The following is a 20,290-nucleotide window of genomic DNA, read 5'->3' on the forward strand; positions in this document are numbered from 1 at the left end:
AACTTAAACATTAAAATTTCAACAAACCGTTTTGGACTTACTAACAGGGACATACGATTGCAAAGTAGATGCAAAGGGCAGATTAATGATGCCAGCTGCTTTAAAAAAGCAGTTGTCTACTATTTTACCTGATGGTTTTGTGTTGCGTCGTTCTGTATTTCAAAAGTGTTTGGAATTGTATCCAATGGGAGAATGGCAAATTTTAATGCAAAAAATGAACAAACTTAATAAGTTTAAAAAGAAAAACAACGATTTTATTCGCAGGTTTACTGCGGGTGCAAAAGTGGTTGATGTTGATGTTAATGGTAGATTGTTAATACCGAAAGACTTAACAGTGTTTGCTGATATTTCGAAAAATATAGTTGTGGCATCGGCTATAAATATTATTGAGATTTGGGATAAAGATTTATATGAACAAGCCATTGATGATGCAGCTATCGATTTTTCGGATCTAGCTGAGGAAGTAATGGGACAAGACGACGATGACGATGGAATATCATAGCCCTGTACTTTTAAAAGAAACCGTTGATGGTTTAGATGTTAAGCCAGATGGTGTTTACGTGGATGTCACATTTGGAGGTGGTGGTCACAGTAAAGAAATATTAAGTAGGCTTGGAGAACATGGAAAATTATTTGCCTTTGATCAGGATGCAGATGCTCTAAAAAATACAATTGACGATCCTCGATTTACATTGATTCATGAAAATTTTAGATATGTAAAACGATTTTTACGCTTTCATGGAGTGAAGCAAGTAGATGGTGTTTTGGCAGATTTTGGTGTCTCTTCGCATCAATTTGACGTTGCAGAAAGAGGGTTTTCTACACGTTTTGAGGCGGATTTGGATATGCGAATGAATCAGCAAAACCAATTATCTGCTTTTCATGTGGTGAATAAATATGAGGAAGAGGCATTAAAACAAGTGTTTTTGCAATATGGAGAATTGCGTGCTGCACCAGCTATGGCAAGATTGATAGTTGAATATAGAGAAACAGAGCCTATAGTAACAAGCGAGCAGCTAAAAAAGGTATTGAAGAAGTTTTTACCACCAAGACATGAAAATAAAGTATTGGCTCAAATTTATCAAGCTATTCGTATAGAGGTAAATCAGGAGATTGAAGTTTTAAAGGAGTTTTTAGGACAAACACCAGACGTTTTGTTTAAGGGCGGTCGGTTAAGTTTTATATCCTATCACTCGCTAGAAGATAGATTGGTGAAACGGTTTATTAGAAATGGATTGTTTGAAGGGGAACCAGAGCGCGATATGTTTGGGAATTTTGAAGTGCCATTAAAAAAAGTAAATGGTTTGATTGTTCCTTCAAAAGAAGAAATAAAAATTAATAGTAGAGCTAGAAGCGCAAAATTGCGAATTGCAGAAAAATTATAAATAACAAAATGCTTCCTTTTGGGAAGAGATCGCGAAGCGACAAATGAGAATGAAAAAAAATATCTATAACATATTAAAAGGAACTTTTTTAGTTAGTGATGATTCTTTTAAGAATTGGAGGTTTATCATTTTTATTTCTGTTTTGGCAATTATAATGGTAGCAAGTTCGCATAGTGCTGATAAAAAAGTGTACGAAATCGCCCGATTAAAAAATGAAGTTAAAGAAATGCGTTCGGCATTTGTAGATGGTCGTTCTCGGCTTATGAGGCTTAAAATGGAGTCGGCAGTTATTAGAAGAATGAAAGAAAAAGGATTGTCGCCTTCGGTGATTCCTCCTAAAAAAATAAAAGTAAAATCTCAAAATTAAAGTAAGCCCTTGGCAGTAAACGAAAAAGGCATATTAAACCGATTGTATTTTATAGCAGGATGTATGTTCGTCTTCGGGCTTGCTGTGCTGTTTAAATTGCTAAGTATTCAGTTTATACAAGGTGATAAGTATCGTGCTTTGGTTGATAAAAGAGATATTCAAGATATTACAATACCCGCTAATAGGGGTAATGTTTATGCAGGTGATGGTAGCTTGTTGGCAACATCAATTCCTAAGTATAATATCGCTATAGATGCTGTGACATCTGGTACTAAGACCTTCGAAGAATTTGTTAAGCCGTTATGTGATTCTCTTTCTGGTTATTTAGGGAGGTCTCCAGGTTATTATGAAAAAGAAATAAGGAAAGCGAGATTAAATAAGAATCAATATTACTTGTTAGTTGAAAATATTAATTACTCAGATTATATCCGATTTAGAAATTTTCCGCTTTTAAAACGAGGCGTTATTTCTGGAGGATTAATTGTTGAGCAAACAACAAAACGTGAGCTTCCTATGGGGAGTATTGCTAGTCGTACTATTGGTTATGAGCGTTTTGATGATGATGGGAATGTGACCAGACCAGGTATTGATGGTGCTTTTGGACTGAAATACTTAAGAGGGACTGATGGATTGAGAAAAATGCAGAAAATAGGGAAAGGTAAGTGGAAACCGATGACCGATTATAACCAGATAGAGCCAAAAGATGGTTATGATGTCTATACGACTATAGATGTAAATATTCAGGATATTGCGCATCATGCCCTTTCAAAACAATTAGAACTTTATGAAGCGGAGCATGGTTGTGTGGTTGTTATGGAGGTTAAAACAGGAGAGATTAAAGCGATTGCGAATCTGGGTAGAACGAGCAAGGGAGGGTATTATGAAAAATTAAATTATGCTGTAGGAGAAAGTCATGAACCAGGTTCTACATTTAAGTTGATGGCATTTATGGCGGCTTTAGAAGATGAGGTTATTGATACATCCACAATTGTTGATACTAAAAAAGGTAGAAAGAGATTTTATGGTAGATATGTGCATGATTCTCATTATGGAGGTTATGGGAAAATTTCTGCAGCTCGTGCGCTAGAGGTTTCTTCAAATATTGGTTTGGCTACTATAATAGATAAGCATTATTCAGATAACCCAAAAAAATTCATAAATAAGATTAAAGAATGGCATTTAAACGAGCCTTTAGGGATTCCTATTATTGGAGAGGGGAAGCCTGATATTCCTGAACCAGGTGATGAAAATTGGAGTAGAAATGCGCTTCCTTCAATGGCGTATGGTTATAATTTAGAATTAACACCGCTTCAAACTTTGGCATTTTATAATGCAGTCGCTAATGATGGGGAGCTTATTAAACCACAGTTCTTAAAAGCTGTAAAAGAATTTGATAAAGAAATTGAAACTTTTGGTAAAGAAGTTATTAAGAAACGAATTTGTTCTGATGTAACTTTAAGTAAAGTACGAGAAGTTTTAAAAAACATTGTGATAAGAGGTACGGGAACGAAATTGTATTCTGAGAATTTCTCAATGGCAGGAAAAACAGGTACTGCAAGAACTGAATATTGGATGGAAGATTGGGAGAAGAACAAAAGGTACATATCTTCCTTTGTGGGGTATTTTCCTGTTGAAAAACCTAAATACTCATGTATTGTAGTTATTCATAAACCAAGTACTAAGGTTGGTTTTTATGGAGCTGATGTTACAGGGCCTGTATTTAAAAGAATAGCACAAAAAATATATACGGATACACCATTGATTGATGAGGTGGAGTCGTTAGATGTTAAGATTGCATCAGTAGAAAAAGAATACGATGCTTTTTATCAAACAGGAAGCACCTATAGAACGATCATGCCAAATGTGATTGGTCTACCAGCAATGGATGCTTTAGCGCTTTTAGAGAACATGGATGTAGAGGTAAAGGTGAAACTTAAAGGAAGTGGTGTTGTGAAAGAGCAATCTGTTAATAAAAATGAGAAATTAAAAAATAATCAAATAGTCGTTTTAAAAGCTTCATGATCGTATTAAAAGACATATTGTATCGAGTTACAATTAATGCTGTAGTAGGTGGTACTAGTGCTGGTATTGGAGCTATTGATTTTGATTCTCGAAAAATTACTAAAGGAGACTTGTTTGTGGCTATTCGTGGAAATATTGCCGATGGGCATGATTTTATTGATGTCGCTATAAAGCATGGCGCTATAGGTGTGGTGTGTGAAACATTGCCAGAGCATTTGGTTGATGGCGTTACTTATGTGGAGGTTGATAATTCTAGCAGGGCTTTAGCTATTATGGCTTCTAATTATTACGATACACCATCCGAAAATTTAAAACTGGTTGGGGTTACAGGAACCAATGGAAAAACGACAGTAGCAAGTTTATTATATCAATTATTTAAAAAAGCAGGTTATAAAGTTGGGTTGTTGTCAACCGTTAAAATAATGGTTGATAACACAACGTATAAAGCAACACATACAACGCCAGATTCATTAACTATAAATAAGTATTTAAAGGAAATGAATGACGTAGGTGTTGAGTTTTGTTTTATGGAAGTAAGTTCTCATGGAATTCACCAATACAGAACAGAAGGATTGCATTTTGAAGGCGGGGTATTTACTAATTTATCTCACGATCATTTAGACTATCATAATACGTTTGCCGAATATAGAGATGTTAAGAAAACATTTTTTGATGGGCTTTCAAAAAACGCTTTTGCTTTGGTTAATGTAGATGATAAAAACGGGCTTGTTATGTTGCAAAACACCAAGGCTCGAAAACTTACTTATGCTTTAAAAGGGTATGCCGATTATAAAGCTCAGATTTTAGAAAATCAATTTGGAGGCTTATTACTTAAAGTGAACGATAGTGAGGTTTGGGCACGGCTCATAGGGGATTTTAATGCTTATAATGTATTGGCAATTTATGCTACTGCCGAATTGTTAGGTTTGGAAAAGGTTGAAATTTTACGCTTAGTAAGTGAGTTGGATAGTGTGAGTGGACGCTTCCAATATTTAATTTCTGATAAAAAAATCACGGCAATAATAGATTATGCACATACGCCTGATGCATTGAAAAATGTATTAGAAACTATTAATAGCATTCGTACTAAGAATGAAGAATTAATAACCGTAGTTGGTTGTGGAGGCGATAGAGATATAACCAAACGACCAAAAATGGGACATATAGCTTCAGCTTTAAGTACTAAGGTTATTTTTACAAGCGATAACCCGCGCAGTGAAGTTCCAGAAGATATTCTTAATGATATTGAAAAAGGTGTTGAACCTCAAAATTATAAAAAAACACTCACGATTTCCGATAGAAAACAGGCTATAAAAACGGCTTGTCAATTGGCACAACCTAACGATATTATTTTAATAGCGGGAAAAGGTCATGAAACATATCAAGAGATTAAAGGTGAACGCTTTGATTTTGACGATTATAAAATAGTACAAGAATTTTTAAAGCAAATACAAAAATAACATGTTGTATTATTTATTTGATTATTTAGAAAAACAGTTTCAATTTCCAGGGGCAACGCTTTTTGGTTTTTTAACCTTTAGAGCTGCTTTGGCGATGATTTTGTCACTGCTTATTTCAACCATATATGGAAAACGAATTATACATTTTTTACAAAGACAACAAGTAGGTGAAACGATTAGAGATTTAGGGTTAGCAGGACAGAGCGAAAAAGCAGGAACCCCAACTATGGGTGGGATTATTATTATTCTGGCAACATTAATTCCTGTGTTGTTATTGTCTGAACTAGAAAATATTTACATCATTTTGCTAATAGTAACTACACTATGGATGGGAACTATTGGTTTTATTGACGATTATATTAAAAAATTTAAAAATGATAAAGAAGGCTTGAAAGGACGGTTTAAAATTCTTGGACAAGTAGGGCTTGGTATTATAGTTGGAGCAACTTTATTTTTTCATCAGGATGTTACTATAAAAGAAAAACTTCCAATTCAAGAGCAACAAGAAATATTGGCAGTAGATGCTAATACAACACAGTCAAAACTTTTTAAAGAAGAAGTGAAGTCTACAAAAACAACCATTCCTTTTGTGAAAGCGAATGAGTTTGATTATGCAAAACTTATCACCTGGATAAGCCCGAGTTTAGAAAAGTATGCTTGGATAATATTCATTTTAATAGTGATTATTATTATCGCGGCAGTTTCAAATGGAGCCAATCTTACAGATGGGATTGATGGTTTGGCGGCAGGAACATCGGCAATCATAGTACTTACTTTAGGGATATTTGCATGGGTTTCTGGTAATATTATATTCTCAGATTATCTCAATATTATGTATATCCCGAGAGTGGAAGAAATTACTATCTATATAGCTGCATTTGTTGGAGCGCTTATCGGTTTCTTGTGGTATAACACATTTCCAGCTCAAGTTTTTATGGGAGATACAGGAAGTTTAACTATTGGGGGAATTATCGCTGTTATAGCGATTGCAGTTCGAAAAGAGTGGTTAATACCAGTATTGTGTGGCATTTTTTTAGCAGAAAATCTATCGGTAATCATGCAAGTGGGGTGGTTTAAATATACCAAGAAAAAATATGGAGAAGGACGTCGCATTTTTAAAATGTCGCCGTTGCATCACCACTATCAAAAATCAGGATATCACGAAAGCAAAATTGTAACCCGATTTTGGATTGTAGGTATTCTGTTAGCGATCCTTTCAATAGTAACATTGAAAATTAGATAAAATTCCTGCGAAGGCAGGGATCTCATAGCTGTAAAAAAGACATAGAGTTAAGAAAAGTGATAAAAGAAATTTATATAAAAACAATTGATAAAAACAGAGAGGTAAGTCCTTACTCTTTGGGGAAGGATTTAGGATGGGGCGTTTAGTCATATTAGGAGGGGGAGAAAGCGGCGTAGGTACTGCGCTTCTGGGAAAAGAACAAGGGTATGATGTTTTTGTTTCAGATAAAGGAGTCATTAAAGAAAAATATAAACAAGTTCTTATACATAATGAGATTGAATGGGAAGATGAAAAACATTCTGAAGATAAAATTCTGAATGCAGATATCGTGATGAAAAGTCCTGGAATTCCAGACAAAGTGCCTTTGGTAAAACAAATTCATGATAAAGGCATATTAGTAGTGTCTGAAATTGAATTTGCATCAAAATTTACCAGCGCTACTATTGTTGGAATTACGGGTAGCAATGGTAAAACAACAACAGCATCTTTAACGCATCATATTTTAAAACAAGAATTAAATGTGGGCTTAGCAGGTAATATAGGAGACAGTTTTGCTAAGCAGGTTTTAGAAGAAAATTTTGAGAATTACGTATTAGAAATTAGTAGTTTTCAATTAGATGATATCGTCGACTTTAAGCCGCATATAGGAGTCATTACAAATATTACCCCCGATCATTTAGATAGGTATAACTATCAATTTGAAAGGTATATCGCTTCAAAATTTAGAATAACCATGAATCAAACGAAAGATGATTATTTGATTTATGATGCAGACGATACAGTGATAGTAAATCATCTGAAAAATAACCCAGTTCAGTCTACATTATTGCCATTTTCATTAACGAAGAAGATTGGTAATGGTGCGTATTTAGACGACAATAATATTAAAATAACAATAAACAACAACCAAATAATTATGCCAACAACAAAATTAACATTACAGGGGAAGCACAATATGAAAAATGCGATGGCTGCCTCTACAGTCTCTCATTTGTTAAGGATTAGAAAACAAACTATAAGAGAAAGTTTAGGAAACTTTCAAGGTGTTGAGCATCGTTTAGAACATGTTTTAAAGATTAATAAAGTGCAATACATAAACGATTCTAAGGCGACTAATGTAAATGCGACATATTATGCTTTAGAGTGTGCGGATACGCCTACTGTTTGGATTGTTGGAGGTGAAGATAAAGGTAATGATTATGAAGAATTATTCTCTTTTGTAAACGAGAAGGTGAAAGCTATTATTTGTTTGGGGGTAGACAACGAGAAATTGATGAAAACGTTCGGAGGAATGGTTGATGTTATTGTTGAAACACAATTTATGAGTGAAGCAGTGAAAATCGCTTATAAAATTACCGAAGCAGGAGATAGTGTTTTATTATCGCCAGCGTGTGCCAGTTTTGATTTGTTTGAAAGCTATGAAGATAGAGGGCGTCAATTTAAAAATGCCGTTAGAAACTTATAATTATTGTCATTCCTGCGTGTCACATTGAGCGGAGTCGAAATGGAAGCAGGAATCCATAACAAAATATAAAAGTATAATTAAATAACAATTTCTTCCCTTTGGGAAGATGTTCGAAAGGACAGATAGGATGCAAACAGTATTTAAAAGCATAAAAGGAGATAGGTTAATTTGGGCCATAGTAGCGTTGTTGGCTATAGCTTCATTCTTGCCTGTTTATAGTGCGGCTAGTGATTTAGCATATGTTAAGCATAATGGGAATACGTTTATCTCATTTGTAAAGCATTTTATGCACTTGTTTTTAGGGTTTGCTATTATGTACGGTGTTCACAAGATCCCGTATAGATATTTTAAGGGGTTGTCTTTAGTGGCAATTCCGATAGTTTTAGTGTTGTTAATTATTACGATGTTACAAGGAACGGTTATGGGAGGTGCTAGTGCTAGTAGATGGATTAAAATACCTATAGTAGGGGTGTCTTTTCAAACATCAACTTTCGCATCAGTTGTGCTTATGGTCTATGTGGCGCGATATATGTCTAAAATTAAAGATATTGATATAGGATTAAAAGAATCTATCCTGCCGCTTTGGGTGCCTGTATTTTTTGTATTAGCCTTAATCTTGCCTTCAAATTTTTCAACAGCAGCTATTATTTTTTTAATGGTGGTGCTTTTGGTTTTTTTAGGAGGCTATCCTGTACGCTATTTAGGCGTGATAATAGGTTCGGGTTTTTTGGCATTAGTATTCTTTATTATGTTTGCTAAATTAACAACAGGGCCATTACATGTTAAAGTAAATACTTGGGAAAATAGAATTAAAAACTATTCAAATAACGAAGATACCGAGGCAGATTATCAAATAGAGAAGGCTAAAGTGGCTATAGCGTCAGGTCAGGTTTTTGGAGCTGGTCCAGGGAAAAGCATTCAGAAACACGCTTTACCACAATCATCATCAGATTTTATTTTTGCCATTATTATAGAAGAATATGGGTTGATAGGAGGTGTTACAATCATGATTCTTTATATGTGGTTGTTATTTAGAATTGTTATTGTATCTCAAAAATCTGATACCATTTTTGGTAAACTTTTAGTGCTTGGTGTTGGCTTGCCAATAGTGTTTCAGGCATTAATAAATATGGCTGTGGCTGTAGAGTTATTTCCAGTAACTGGGCAAACATTACCCTTGGTAAGTAGTGGAGGAACATCTATATGGATGACATGTTTGGCAATAGGAATTATTCTAAGTGTGAGCGCTAAGCGAGAAGAAATTAAAGAACAAGAATATAAGGAAGATAATCCGCTTGAAATTTTAAGTGAAACCATCTGATTTTAGATAGATGCCTTTTGAATTAGGATTTGTAGAATGAAGCAAGTGTTAAAAAATAGAACAGAGAAATATGCGGTAGACAGTTGGGATTTATACACGAAATTTCCAATTTTAAGGGAGTATAATGCTTTTTGTAATCAATTAATAAGGTGTTCTAGTTCAGTTGGAGTCAATTATAGAGCAAAATCAAATGCAGATTTTATAAATAAATCGTAAATCGTGAATCAGAAATATAAAATCATATTATCAGGAGGAGGTACTGGAGGGCATATTTATCCTGCCATAGCCATTGCGAATGAGCTAAAATCTCGTTTTCCTGATGCTGAATTTTTATTTGTAGGCGCCGAAGGTAGAATGGAAATGGAGAAGGTGCCACAAGCAGGATATGATATTAAAGGGCTTTGGATTTCAGGAATTCAGCGTAAGTTGACTTTAAAAAATCTGGCGTTTCCTTTTAAGTTAATAAGTAGCATTTGGAATGCGCGAAAGATAGTAAAATCGTTTAAGCCAGATGTTGCAATCGGAACAGGAGGATTTGCTAGTGGACCACTGTTGTATGTGGCAGCGTCAAAAAAGATACCAAGCCTAATACAAGAGCAAAATTCGTATCCAGGAATTACTAATAAGTTGTTGTCTAAAAAAACGCAAAAAATATGTGTGGCTTACGATGGTTTGGAACGGTTTTTTCCGAATGAAAAAATTATCAAAACAGGGAACCCAGTACGTCAAGATTTATTAGATATAGATAGTAAGACTGTTGAGGCTAAGAACTTCTTCAATCTAAAACATGGTAAGTATACGCTTTTGGTTTTGGGAGGTAGTTTAGGAGCTAGAAGAATAAACGAGCTGATTGAGAGTAAATTGGATTTTTTAGATACCCAAAATATTCAAATTATATGGCAATGTGGAAAGCTTTATTATCAGCAATACAAAATTTATAATAACACTAATAATGTGCAGGTTTATGAGTTTTTAAATAATATGGATTTTGCTTATGCAGCAGCAGATATTGTAATATCTAGGGCGGGAGCAGGATCTGTTTCAGAGCTGTGTATTGTAGGTAAGCCTGTTATTTTTGTTCCGTCTCCAAATGTGGCAGAAGATCATCAAACAAAAAATGCTATGGCAGTTGTAAATAATGATGCAGCTATAATAATTAAAGAAACTGATTTAAATGTGGATTTTGAAAACAAGTTTTCGCAACTTATAGTATCGCCCGAAAAGCAAAAAGAACTAGGGACTAACATAAAAAAAATGGCATTAATACATGCTACAACACAAATAGCAGACGAAGTAGAAAAGCTTCTGAGAAAGTAATCATATAAATAGAATCTGTTTGTTATTTCTGTGAAAGCAGGAATTTACAAAAAGAGAAATAAATAAAGGTAGACTCCTGACTGTTCAGGAATAATAAAAATGAATTTAAATAACATACATAACATTTACTTTATTGGTATTGGAGGTATCGGGATGAGTGCTTTGGCACGTTATTTTCATGCTAATAAAAAAAGTGTTGCAGGCTATGATAAAACACAAACTGAAATTACAGACAGTTTAGTGGCTTTGGGGATTGCTATTCATTTTGAAGATTTGGTCGATAATATCCCTGCTTCTTTTTTGAATATAGAAAATACTCTAATTGTTTATACGCCGGCAGTTCCTGCAGATCATCTAGAGCTGAGGTATTTTAATGCAAATGGTTATCGCGTTTTAAAACGTTCACAGATTTTAGGGTTAATAACAGAACATACATTTTGTTTAGCGGTGGCAGGTACGCATGGCAAAACCACTACAACAAGTATTTTAGGGCATTTAATGCATGAATGTCGTGTGCCTTTAACTGCTTTTTTAGGAGGTGTTAGTGAGAATTATAATTCTAATTTAATACTTAATGGCGCAGAGGTTTCGGTAGTTGAGGCAGATGAGTTTGATCGTTCTTTTTTAACATTGTCACCAGATATAGCCTGCGTTACATCAATGGATGCAGACCATTTAGATATTTACGGCGACTCTTCAGAATTAAAAAAATCATTTGAAGACTTTTCGAAACGACTAAAAACTCATGGGAAATTGTTCGTTAGAAATGGATTGCCATTACAAGGTATTACGTATGGTATAGAAGATGATTCAGATTATTCAGTTCAAAATATAAAAATAGAAAATGGGACCTATGTTTTTGATGTAAAAACTCCAGAAACAGTCATCAAAAATTTGCAATTTAATCTGCCAGGGAGACATAATCTGTCGAATGCGTTAATCGCTTTGGCAATGGCTATAGAATATGGTTGCTCTTGGCAAGAACTAGCAAAAGCTTTGGAGTCTTACAAAGGTGTTAAGCGTAGGTTTACTTATCATATAAAAACTGATAATCTGGTTTTTATTGATGATTATGCGCATCATCCAGAAGAAATTAAGGCCGTGTATCAAGCCGTTAGAGAGATGTATCCTAGAAAAAAAGTATTGGCTATTTTTCAGCCTCATTTATATAGCAGAACACGTGATTTTATAGATGATTTTGCTGAAAGTTTATCGCCGTTTGATGCGTTGATATTGTTAGATATTTACCCAGCAAGAGAATTACCTATAGAAGGTGTGACTTCAGCCTGGTTGTTAGATAAAATAAATAATAAAAATAAGCAGTTGGTTAGCAAAAAAGAGCTATTACCAGCCATACATAACAGTCATGCGCAAATAATATTAACTATAGGGGCAGGAGATATTGGAGAACAAGTAAAACATATAAAAAAAGAATTTAGTATTGCGAGTTAATTGGAGTTACATAAAGATGTTTGTTTTATTGGTATTAGTGGCTTTTTTGTTTGCTTTTGCGTCACAAAGAAATGCTGTTAGAAAAGTGTTAGGTCCGCAGGTAAAATTTATTGGAGAAAGCAACCTTTTCGTTACAAATGAGACTGTTAGTAAATTGTTAATACAAAAATATGGAGGCGTTGAAAATGTAACCAAAGAAACTTTAGATTTGAATGAGCTAGAAAATGTCCTGAAATCTAATCCAATGATAAAAGCAGCGGAAGTGTATGTGGCTGTAAACGGTACACTTAGCGCTGATATAGAACAAAAAACACCGATTGCACGAGTGAGTACAAATGCGTCTTATTATATTGATGGCGACGGTTCTTATATGCCTTTGTCTACCAATTTTTCGGCGAGAGTGCCATTAGTTACAGGCTATATTGAAAAGAATAATTTAAGAAGCATTTATAAGATTGCAAGTAAAATTATTAATGATGAATTTTTAAAAAAACATGTTATTGAGATTCATCAAAATAAGAATAAAGATATTTATTTAAAATTAAGACAATGCAACTTTATAGTACAATTAGGCGATGTGAGTTCTTTAGATAAAAAGGTTAATAATTTAAAAGCATTTTATCAAAAAAATCTAACAGATAAAACACTTAATAAATATAGTAAAGTCAATTTGCAATTTGACAACCAAGTAATATGTACCAAAATATAAATCATGGAGCATAATTTAGCAGTAGGATTAGACATAGGAACCACAAAGATTGTGGCTATGATTGGTCGTAAAAATGAATACGGAAAAGTTGAGATTTCTGGTATAGGTAAATCTAAAAGTTTAGGAGTACACCGTGGTGTCGTAAATAATATTACGCAAACAATTCAATCGATACAACAAGCGGTACAAGAGGCAGAAGTTTCTGCCGAAATGAAAATTGAAGGCGTTACTGTTGGTATTGCAGGGCAGCATATTAGAAGTTTGCAACACAGTGATTATATAACAAGACCCAATTCTGAGCATGTTATAGATGAAGAAGATATTGACAGACTAATAAATCAAGTACACAAACTAGTCATGCTTCCAGGAGAAGAAATTATTCATGTGTTGCCTCAGGAATACAAAGTAGATGGGCAGGCGGAAATAAAAGAACCAATAGGGATGTACGGAGGCCGTTTAGAGGCTAATTTTCATGTGGTTGTAGGTCAAGTATCTTCTATTAGAAACATTGGACGTTGCGTACAAAGTGCAGGTTTGAATTTAGAAGGCATCACATTAGAACCATTAGCATCAGCAAATGCTGTTTTAAGCCAGGAAGAAAAAGAAGCAGGTGTAGCGCTTATTGATATAGGAGGTGGCACAACAGATTTAGCCATTTTTAGAGATGGTATCATTCGCCATACAGCAGTGATTCCTTTTGGGGGTAATGTGATTACTGAAGATATAAAAGAAGGCTGTTCAATAATAGAAAAACAAGCTGAATTATTAAAGATAAAATTCGGTTCTGCGTGGCCAGGAGAAAATAAGGATAACGAAATAGTATCTATACCAGGTTTACGTGGTAGAGAACCAAAAGAAATTACATTAAAAAATCTCTCAAAAATAATTCATGCACGTGTTGTTGAAATAGTGGAACAGGTATATGTTGAAATTAAAAACTACGGACACGAAGAACAAAAGAAAAAACTAATTGCAGGTATTGTATTAACGGGCGGTGGTAGCCAGTTGAAACATTTAAAGCAGTTGGTAGAATATATCACAGGAATGGATACTAGAGTTGGGTATCCAAATGAGCATTTAGCAGGAGATAGTGATGGTGATATCACAAGCCCATTGTATGCCACAGCTGTAGGATTGGTTTTGGATGGTTTAAAACGTCTAGAAAGAAAAAAATTAGAACAAAATGAGGCTATTGAGATTGAAAATGAAGAAGAAAAGCCGATTGAAGAGATTAAAGAAGATCCAGTAAAGGAACGCCGTTCTTTTCTGGATAAGTTAACCGAACGTGTTAAAGATTTTTTAGATAACGCAGAGTAGAGTGTGTATCATAAAAATGGTTTGTTGTACCATTTTAGTGAAGTTGCCAGATGGCATATAGAGAAATAATCCATTGAATTAAAAAGATAAAGTATAAAAACCTCAGTAAAACAGAATTTATGAGCAGCAAAGAAGAATTCGAAAGCATTGCATTTGATTTGCCAAAAAACCAGTCAAATGTTATTAAAGTTATTGGTGTTGGAGGAGGTGGTAGTAATGCCATTAATCACATGTTCCAACAAGGTATTAAGGGTGTAGATTTTTACATATGTAATACCGATGCACAAGCACTTCAAAACAGTGGCGTTCCTAATAAAATTCAATTAGGGCTGAACTTAACCGAAGGGTTAGGAGCGGGTGCAAATCCAGATATAGGCGAGCAATCTGCCGTAGAAAGTTTTGATGATATTTCGCAAATGTTAGATACCAATACCAAAATGGTATTTATTACTGCAGGAATGGGCGGTGGTACAGGTACTGGGGCTGCTCCTATTATTGCTAAAATGGCTAAAGAATTAGACATTTTAACAGTTGGTATTGTAACCATGCCTTTTCAATTTGAAGGTAGAATGCGTATCGAACAATCTCAAAAAGGGATTGAAAAGTTAAGAGATGTTGTAGACTCTTTAATTGTAATAAATAATAATAAACTTCGTGAGGTTTATGGTAATCTTGGTTTTAAAGCAGGGTTCTCTAAAGCTGATGAAGTGCTATCCACAGCTGCTCGTGGTATCGCTGAAGTTATTACACACCACTACACACAAAATATTGATTTACGTGATGCTAAAACGGTATTAAGTAATAGTGGAACTGCTATTATGGGGTCTGCTTTAGCCTCAGGTCAAAATCGTGCTCAAGATGCTATTCGAAAAGCTTTAGATTCGCCATTATTAAACGATAATAAAATTACAGGAGCAAAGAATGTATTGTTATTAATTGTTTCTGGTTCTCACGAAATTACAATTGATGAAATAGGAGAAATCAATGATCATATTCAAAATGAAGCTGGACATGGCGCTAACATCATTATGGGGGTTGGTGAAGACGAAGCGTTAGAAGAGTCTATTGCTGTAACCATTATTGCTACTGGGTTTAATATAGAGCAACAAGATGAAATCTCTAATACAGAGACCAAAAAAGTAGTGCATTCACTTAGTGAAGATCAAGATTTAAATCCTAAAGAAAAAGAACCCGTAATTATTGCTCCAATAATAGAATTAGAGGAGAAAAAGGAAGCGCCAATTGTTCGTCATACTTTAGATCTGGAGACAGAAGAAGAGGGGCTTAGTAATTTCGAAAAGAGTTTGGTTAATAAACAAAAACCAACTCAATCAATTGAAAATATAGATTTAATACCAACATCAGAAATTATTAAAAATATCGATGTAGTATACGATGAAGTAGCGGTTAATATAGAAGAAGATGAAGATTTTATTATTAAGCCAGTTACAAGAATGTCTGATGATGTTGAGAATATTACTGATGTTGAAATTATTTCAGACTACATTGAAGAAGAGCAACAAATTACATTAACTTTTGATTTGCCTCTTTCACCAGACAGCGAAGAGGTTGAAAAAAATGAAGATATTATCTCTCATCAATTGACGGAGACAGACGATGATATTAAAAAAATACCAGTGAATGATTATGTCGAGCTTATTCCTGTTACAGAAACAAATGAAGAAGGAGACATTCGTTATGCGCTAGATGATTATGTTGAGGTTGAATCTTCAATCAATAAAAAACAACCAGCATCTAAGGAGGTTTTAGAAGAAATAGATAATGATGTTGTATTTGAAAAGAAAATTATACATGAATCTACTTCAAAAAAAGAAAATGTACAAGAAATAGATCCAATGGATAGTCCTATTTCGGAGTTACTTAAAGAACGTGCAGAAGAGCGTAGACGTAAAATGAAGGACTTTAATTATAAATTCAACAATGCGAAAATTGATGATATAGAAAAAGAGCCAGCCTATAAACGTCAGGGGGTTAATTTAAATGAAGCCAAACACTCTTCAGAAACAGATGATATGTCCAGGACCAGTATCGGATTGGATGAAAATGACGATATCCAATTAAGAAGCAATAATTCGTTTTTACACGATAATGTAGATTAAACCCGAATTATGCATTAGAAATCTATTAGAGCTGAAAACTTCATCACGAAGTTCTATGCATAATACGAGTTAAATAGTACACTGGCCTTACTTTGTTATGAACCCGAAAAACTTCCCTCAGTTTTTCGGGTTTTTTAATTAATTGAAATTTTGTTATTCCCTCGAAGAAGGGAATCTTTTTTTTTCTTTGTACTTCACTCTTCATGCTTCCAACTTTTTTTTATCTTCGCAGCTAAATAGGATTACAATGAGTTTACAACAAGATGTTATGTCAGCTTTAAAAGAAGCCATGAAAGCTAAAGATCAAACAGCTTTAACAGCTTTACGCGCCATAAAATCTGCTATTCTATTAGCACAAACAGAAAATGGCGCTAAAGAAGATATAACAGAAGAACAAGAGCTTAAAATACTTCAAAAACAAGTAAAACAACGAAGAGATAGCGCTGCTATTTATTCAAAGCAAGGGCGTGAGGATCTAGCTGCACCAGAATTAGCAGAGGCAGATGTTATCGCACAATTTTTACCAGAAGCTTTAACTGATGAAGAAATTGAAAAAGTGGTTGTTGCAACTATTGATCAAATAGGTGCAGAAGGCATGAAAGATATGGGTAAAGTTATGGGCATTGTTAGTAAAGAGATAGGTGGACAAGCTGATGGTAAAACAATTTCTAATATTGTAAGACAAAAATTAGCATAAATTATATTATAAAATTATTTGTCATTCCGAACGAAGTATGAGGAGGAATCTCATAAATTTTGCTGAGATTAAAGATTTCTCGTCGTTCATATTTCACTTTCAAAATGACAACTTGAAATAATGAGATCCCTGCCTTTGCAGGGATTAATGGCTGCGTAGTTCAACTGGATAGAATATCAGATTTCGGCTCTGAGGGTTGGGGGTTCGAATCCCTTCGCGGTCACTAAAACTAAAGTTATTTAGTTCCAAAACTGTGTAATTATTATTAATTACATGGTTTTTAGGTTTTTAGAAGTACATTAAATATGATAGCAATTGATTTAAAATGGTAGCTATCCGTCAGTTATTTTTCAAAGTGTCAGTTCAACTGACACTTTGAAAAAATTTGAAGAATATATATAGTTGATTTGACTTTCGTCTCAATAAATGTTTAACAATTTAAAGACGACAACTATGCGTACAACAAACACATTCTCCATCCTTTTTTGGGCAGACCAAAAAAAGGCAATCTTTAATTATGCTTTAATTTATGCTAGAGTTAGTGTAAATGGTAAACGAGTAAATATTAGTACAAAAAGAAAAGTGCTGCTCGAAATTTGGGATACTAAAAAGAAAAAAGCCATTGGTAAGACCTCTGAAGCTAGACAAATCAATTTGTATTTAGATCAAGTCCATTCGCAAATTTTTCAGTGTTACCAAGATTTAATATTTAAGAATAAATTAGTAACTGCCAAATTAATAAAGGCAAATTATGTGGGAGAGGGCGAAAATGTGAAGACCCTCCAAAATATAATAGATTATCATACCAAAAAAGCCGAAAGTACTTTAGCATCAGGAACCATTAGAAACTTTGCTGTTACAGAAAAGTATATTAAAAGGTTTCTAAATAAGATTATTAAAACCTCGGATATCTATCTTAACCAATTAGACTATCGATTTATTTGCGATTTTGAACACTTTTTACATACGTATTGGCCAAAAGGACATCAAAATGCCATGAGCCATAATACGGTTATGAAACATATTCAACGTTTCCGTAAAATGGTAACTCTGGCATTCCATTTGGAATGGATAGAAAAAGATCCTTTTATTCGTTGGAAGCCAACTTTTGAAAAAAGAGAAAGGGAGTTTCTTTCGGCTAATGAACTTTCAAATTTAGAAACTTATAAGTTTCCAATTGAACGATTAGAAAGAGTAAGAGATTTGTTTGTGTTCAGTTGTTATACTGGGATTAGTTATGCGGATATCGTTGCTTTAACCGAATCTAATATTATGATTGGTATCGATGGGCTTAATTGGATTATTACGAAACGACAAAAAACCAATACACCTGTAAAAGTACCTATATTAGATACTGCCCAAGACCTTATTAATAAATATAGTAATCATCCTATGGCATGTATTACAGAAACGCTGTTTCCAGTAATTTCAAATGCAAAATTGAATTTGTATTTAAAGGAAATTGCTGATGCTTGTGGTATAAAAAAGAATCTTACCTTTCACATGGCAAGACATACATTTGCTACTACGGTAACCTTAACTAATGGTGTTCCTATCGAAACGGTATCAAAATTACTAGGGCACACCAGAATAGCAACTACTCAAATTTATGCCAAGGTCATAGAAAGAAAAGTAAGTGAGGATATGCAAGCTCTAAAAAATAAGTTTAGAGCTGATAAGGGTAATTTGAGATCTAAATGATTGACACTTTTCAAAAGAACAATCTATGTGTTTAGAGTATGAAATTTAGATAAGTAAGAGGGGAACACTTGGGAGATGTTGTCGGGGTGATAAATCTATTAGAAAGTAGCGAAATAATAAAGAAGGTTTAAGCAAGATACTTTATTCTTTTGTTTTCGTTTGAGTTCATTAGAATTCAGTTGACATCAATTTTTTCTTCCACAAATATTTTATCAAATTTTTAATCTTTAACAAAATTAAAAACATGGGAACAACATTGAAATTTCACATTAAAACCCTCAATAGGATTGATGAAAACAAACGCTACCCCATTTATCTTCGAATCGTTCACAATCGAAAAAAAGCAGAGAGTAAAATTAGCTTAACCAAAATAAATGGATTCGAAATTAAGTATTGGAATAGTGATTATCAACGGTTTAGTTCAAAACAAAAGCATTTATTGGAGCACAATATTTTTCTCAATGAAATGCAAAATGAGTTCCATAATTATTTACGAATTCGTATGATCAAAATGGCAGAAGTTACTTCACATCAAATAGTTGATCATCTGCTTTCTAGACAAGAAAACGAACAGATTACCCTTTTTAAAGAAGCAAATCAATTTTATGAAAAAGTAATATGTCCAGATGTTGATAAAGCTCCTGGTACCAAAAGAAACTATAAAAAATCTATCAATCACTTATGTAATTTTTTAGTTTATAAAAAATTAGATCATTTGGATATTAAAGATTTTAAAAGACTTCATGTTTCTAAGTTTATTGACTATATAAAAATGCCAATACCAAAACAAAACAAAATTGGTTTGAATAGTCAATCAGTCAACTCAATTGTTAAGAATGTTAAACCTATATTTAATAGACTTTTATTTGAGGAACGTATTAAAACGAATCCTTTTTTGGGAATAAGAGTTCCATTTAAAAAGAGCAGATAAACCTCGATTGGATAATGACCAATTTGTAAAAATAGTAACACTAGATTTGCCTAAAAGCAGTACTTTAGAGGTGTATAGAGATATTTTTTTGTTTCTATGTTATACTGGACTTAGTTTTTGTGACGCTATTGATTTGAAACATTCCGACATAAAAAACGGAATAATTGCTTTAAAAAGAAAAAAAACAAAGGTACAGACCAAACAGTTTTTGGCTAAACAAACATTGGAACTAATATGGAAATATAAGGGTGTTATACCTGAAGACAGAATTTTACCAAAGAGAAGTTTAGACAAGATGAATTTGAACTTAAAATTAATAGCAGCAAAAACAGAAATCGATTTTTCCTTAAGCACATATACAGCTCGACGTTATTTTAGACAATCTATATTCGAGTCTGGAATTAGAGAACGTTTGGTAATTAAAAGCTTAATGGGACACACAAGTAGAAATGACATAGATAGCCATTATTTTAATGTAAGTGACGCTGTTTTAAAGGATGCTAAGAAGATATTACAAAAACATTTTAAAAAGTTATTAAGGTGAAATCAGTTCAGAGGATATTGAATAATAATTTCAAAGAAAAGTATATTGCTTTTAGAGAGCTAGAAAAAGAAATGATTATAAAACCATTAGAAGATAACTTTAATGAATTTCAATCGCTAGAACCTGTAGATAAATTTATTGCACTGCGCTATTTTATATGGCAATTATCTTTTTTTATGATGATAAGTTAATTATGTTATTAGGATCTATGGGGATAACTAGATTGGTGACTAATCACT

Annotated in this window: 19 protein-coding genes and 1 tRNA gene; all 20 read left to right on the forward strand. The window is 33.6% G+C overall.

Annotated elements, in window-relative coordinates; genetic code table 11:
• Window positions 1-31: 31 nt before the first annotated feature.
• The 20 genes from mraZ to Q4Q40_RS22910 all read left to right on the forward strand — a co-directional run bounded on the left by mraZ (window position 32) and on the right by Q4Q40_RS22910 (window position 20,242).
• Window positions 32-502 (forward strand): division/cell wall cluster transcriptional repressor MraZ, encoded by a 471-nt coding sequence (gene mraZ / locus Q4Q40_RS22815; RefSeq protein ID WP_303304373.1) that lies wholly within the window; start codon window positions 32-34, stop codon window positions 500-502.
• The gene (gene rsmH / locus Q4Q40_RS22820) at window positions 489-1,385 is read left to right on the forward strand and encodes a 16S rRNA (cytosine(1402)-N(4))-methyltransferase RsmH (protein ID WP_303304374.1); all 897 of its coding nucleotides are present in this window, start codon (window positions 489-491) and stop codon (window positions 1,383-1,385) included. The genes mraZ and rsmH overlap by 14 nt, the downstream gene beginning before the upstream one ends.
• A gap of 49 nt (window positions 1,386-1,434) precedes the next feature.
• Window positions 1,435-1,752: an FtsL-like putative cell division protein gene (locus Q4Q40_RS22825; RefSeq protein WP_303304375.1), complete on the forward strand. Its 318-nt coding sequence runs from the start codon at window positions 1,435-1,437 to the stop codon at window positions 1,750-1,752.
• A 63-nt stretch (window positions 1,753-1,815) separates the two neighbouring features.
• Window positions 1,816-3,774: a penicillin-binding protein gene (locus tag Q4Q40_RS22830; protein ID WP_303304404.1), complete on the forward strand. Its 1,959-nt coding sequence runs from the start codon at window positions 1,816-1,818 to the stop codon at window positions 3,772-3,774.
• Complete coding sequence (locus Q4Q40_RS22835; protein ID WP_303304376.1) at window positions 3,771-5,234, forward strand: UDP-N-acetylmuramoyl-L-alanyl-D-glutamate--2,6-diaminopimelate ligase; 1,464 nt, start codon at window positions 3,771-3,773, stop codon at window positions 5,232-5,234. The genes Q4Q40_RS22830 and Q4Q40_RS22835 overlap by 4 nt, the downstream gene beginning before the upstream one ends.
• A gap of 1 nt (window position 5,235) precedes the next feature.
• Window positions 5,236-6,477, forward strand: coding sequence for a phospho-N-acetylmuramoyl-pentapeptide-transferase (gene mraY, locus Q4Q40_RS22840; protein WP_303304377.1), 1,242 nt, complete (start codon window positions 5,236-5,238; stop codon window positions 6,475-6,477).
• A 133-nt stretch (window positions 6,478-6,610) separates the two neighbouring features.
• Window positions 6,611-7,942 carry a UDP-N-acetylmuramoyl-L-alanine--D-glutamate ligase gene (gene murD / locus Q4Q40_RS22845; RefSeq protein WP_303304378.1) on the forward strand — a complete coding sequence of 444 codons (1,332 nt, stop codon included), beginning with the start codon at window positions 6,611-6,613 and terminating at the stop codon, window positions 7,940-7,942.
• Between the two features lie 127 nt (window positions 7,943-8,069).
• On the forward strand, window positions 8,070-9,263 hold the full coding sequence (locus Q4Q40_RS22850) for an FtsW/RodA/SpoVE family cell cycle protein (protein ID WP_303304379.1): 1,194 nt from the start codon (window positions 8,070-8,072) through the stop codon (window positions 9,261-9,263).
• Window positions 9,264-9,299: 36 nt separating this feature from the next.
• On the forward strand, window positions 9,300-9,479 hold the full coding sequence (locus Q4Q40_RS22855) for a four helix bundle protein (protein ID WP_303304380.1): 180 nt from the start codon (window positions 9,300-9,302) through the stop codon (window positions 9,477-9,479).
• Window positions 9,480-9,482: 3 nt separating this feature from the next.
• Window positions 9,483-10,580, forward strand: coding sequence for an undecaprenyldiphospho-muramoylpentapeptide beta-N-acetylglucosaminyltransferase (gene murG / locus Q4Q40_RS22860; RefSeq protein ID WP_425555789.1), 1,098 nt, complete (start codon window positions 9,483-9,485; stop codon window positions 10,578-10,580).
• Between the two features lie 99 nt (window positions 10,581-10,679).
• On the forward strand, window positions 10,680-12,032 hold the full coding sequence (murC, locus tag Q4Q40_RS22865; RefSeq protein ID WP_303304381.1) for a UDP-N-acetylmuramate--L-alanine ligase: 1,353 nt from the start codon (window positions 10,680-10,682) through the stop codon (window positions 12,030-12,032).
• Between the two features lie 16 nt (window positions 12,033-12,048).
• Window positions 12,049-12,741, forward strand: a complete 693-nt coding sequence (locus Q4Q40_RS22870; RefSeq protein WP_345027139.1) for a cell division protein FtsQ/DivIB — start codon at window positions 12,049-12,051, stop codon at window positions 12,739-12,741.
• A gap of 3 nt (window positions 12,742-12,744) precedes the next feature.
• Window positions 12,745-14,058: a cell division protein FtsA gene (gene ftsA, locus Q4Q40_RS22875; RefSeq protein ID WP_303304383.1), complete on the forward strand. Its 1,314-nt coding sequence runs from the start codon at window positions 12,745-12,747 to the stop codon at window positions 14,056-14,058.
• A 119-nt stretch (window positions 14,059-14,177) separates the two neighbouring features.
• Window positions 14,178-16,178, forward strand: a complete 2,001-nt coding sequence (gene ftsZ, locus Q4Q40_RS22880) for a cell division protein FtsZ (protein ID WP_303304384.1) — start codon at window positions 14,178-14,180, stop codon at window positions 16,176-16,178.
• A 247-nt stretch (window positions 16,179-16,425) separates the two neighbouring features.
• Window positions 16,426-16,875: a GatB/YqeY domain-containing protein gene (locus Q4Q40_RS22885; protein WP_303304385.1), complete on the forward strand. Its 450-nt coding sequence runs from the start codon at window positions 16,426-16,428 to the stop codon at window positions 16,873-16,875.
• Between the two features lie 149 nt (window positions 16,876-17,024).
• Window positions 17,025-17,098 (forward strand) — tRNA-Arg (locus tag Q4Q40_RS22890).
• Between the two features lie 230 nt (window positions 17,099-17,328).
• Window positions 17,329-18,576: a site-specific integrase gene (locus Q4Q40_RS22895; RefSeq protein ID WP_303304386.1), complete on the forward strand. Its 1,248-nt coding sequence runs from the start codon at window positions 17,329-17,331 to the stop codon at window positions 18,574-18,576.
• 244 nt (window positions 18,577-18,820) lie between these two features.
• Entirely contained in the window at window positions 18,821-19,507 is a 687-nt protein-coding gene (locus tag Q4Q40_RS22900) for an Arm DNA-binding domain-containing protein (protein WP_303304387.1), read from the forward strand.
• 7 nt (window positions 19,508-19,514) lie between these two features.
• A complete protein-coding gene (locus Q4Q40_RS22905; RefSeq protein ID WP_303304388.1) occupies window positions 19,515-20,051 on the forward strand; it encodes a tyrosine-type recombinase/integrase in 537 nt (178 codons plus the stop codon).
• On the forward strand, window positions 20,048-20,242 hold the full coding sequence (locus Q4Q40_RS22910) for a hypothetical protein (RefSeq protein WP_303304389.1): 195 nt from the start codon (window positions 20,048-20,050) through the stop codon (window positions 20,240-20,242). The genes Q4Q40_RS22905 and Q4Q40_RS22910 overlap by 4 nt, the downstream gene beginning before the upstream one ends.
• The last annotated feature ends 48 nt before the right edge of the window (window positions 20,243-20,290 follow it).

Source organism: Flavivirga jejuensis (assembly GCF_030540765.1).
Classification (GTDB): Bacteria; Bacteroidota; Bacteroidia; order Flavobacteriales; family Flavobacteriaceae; genus Flavivirga; species Flavivirga jejuensis.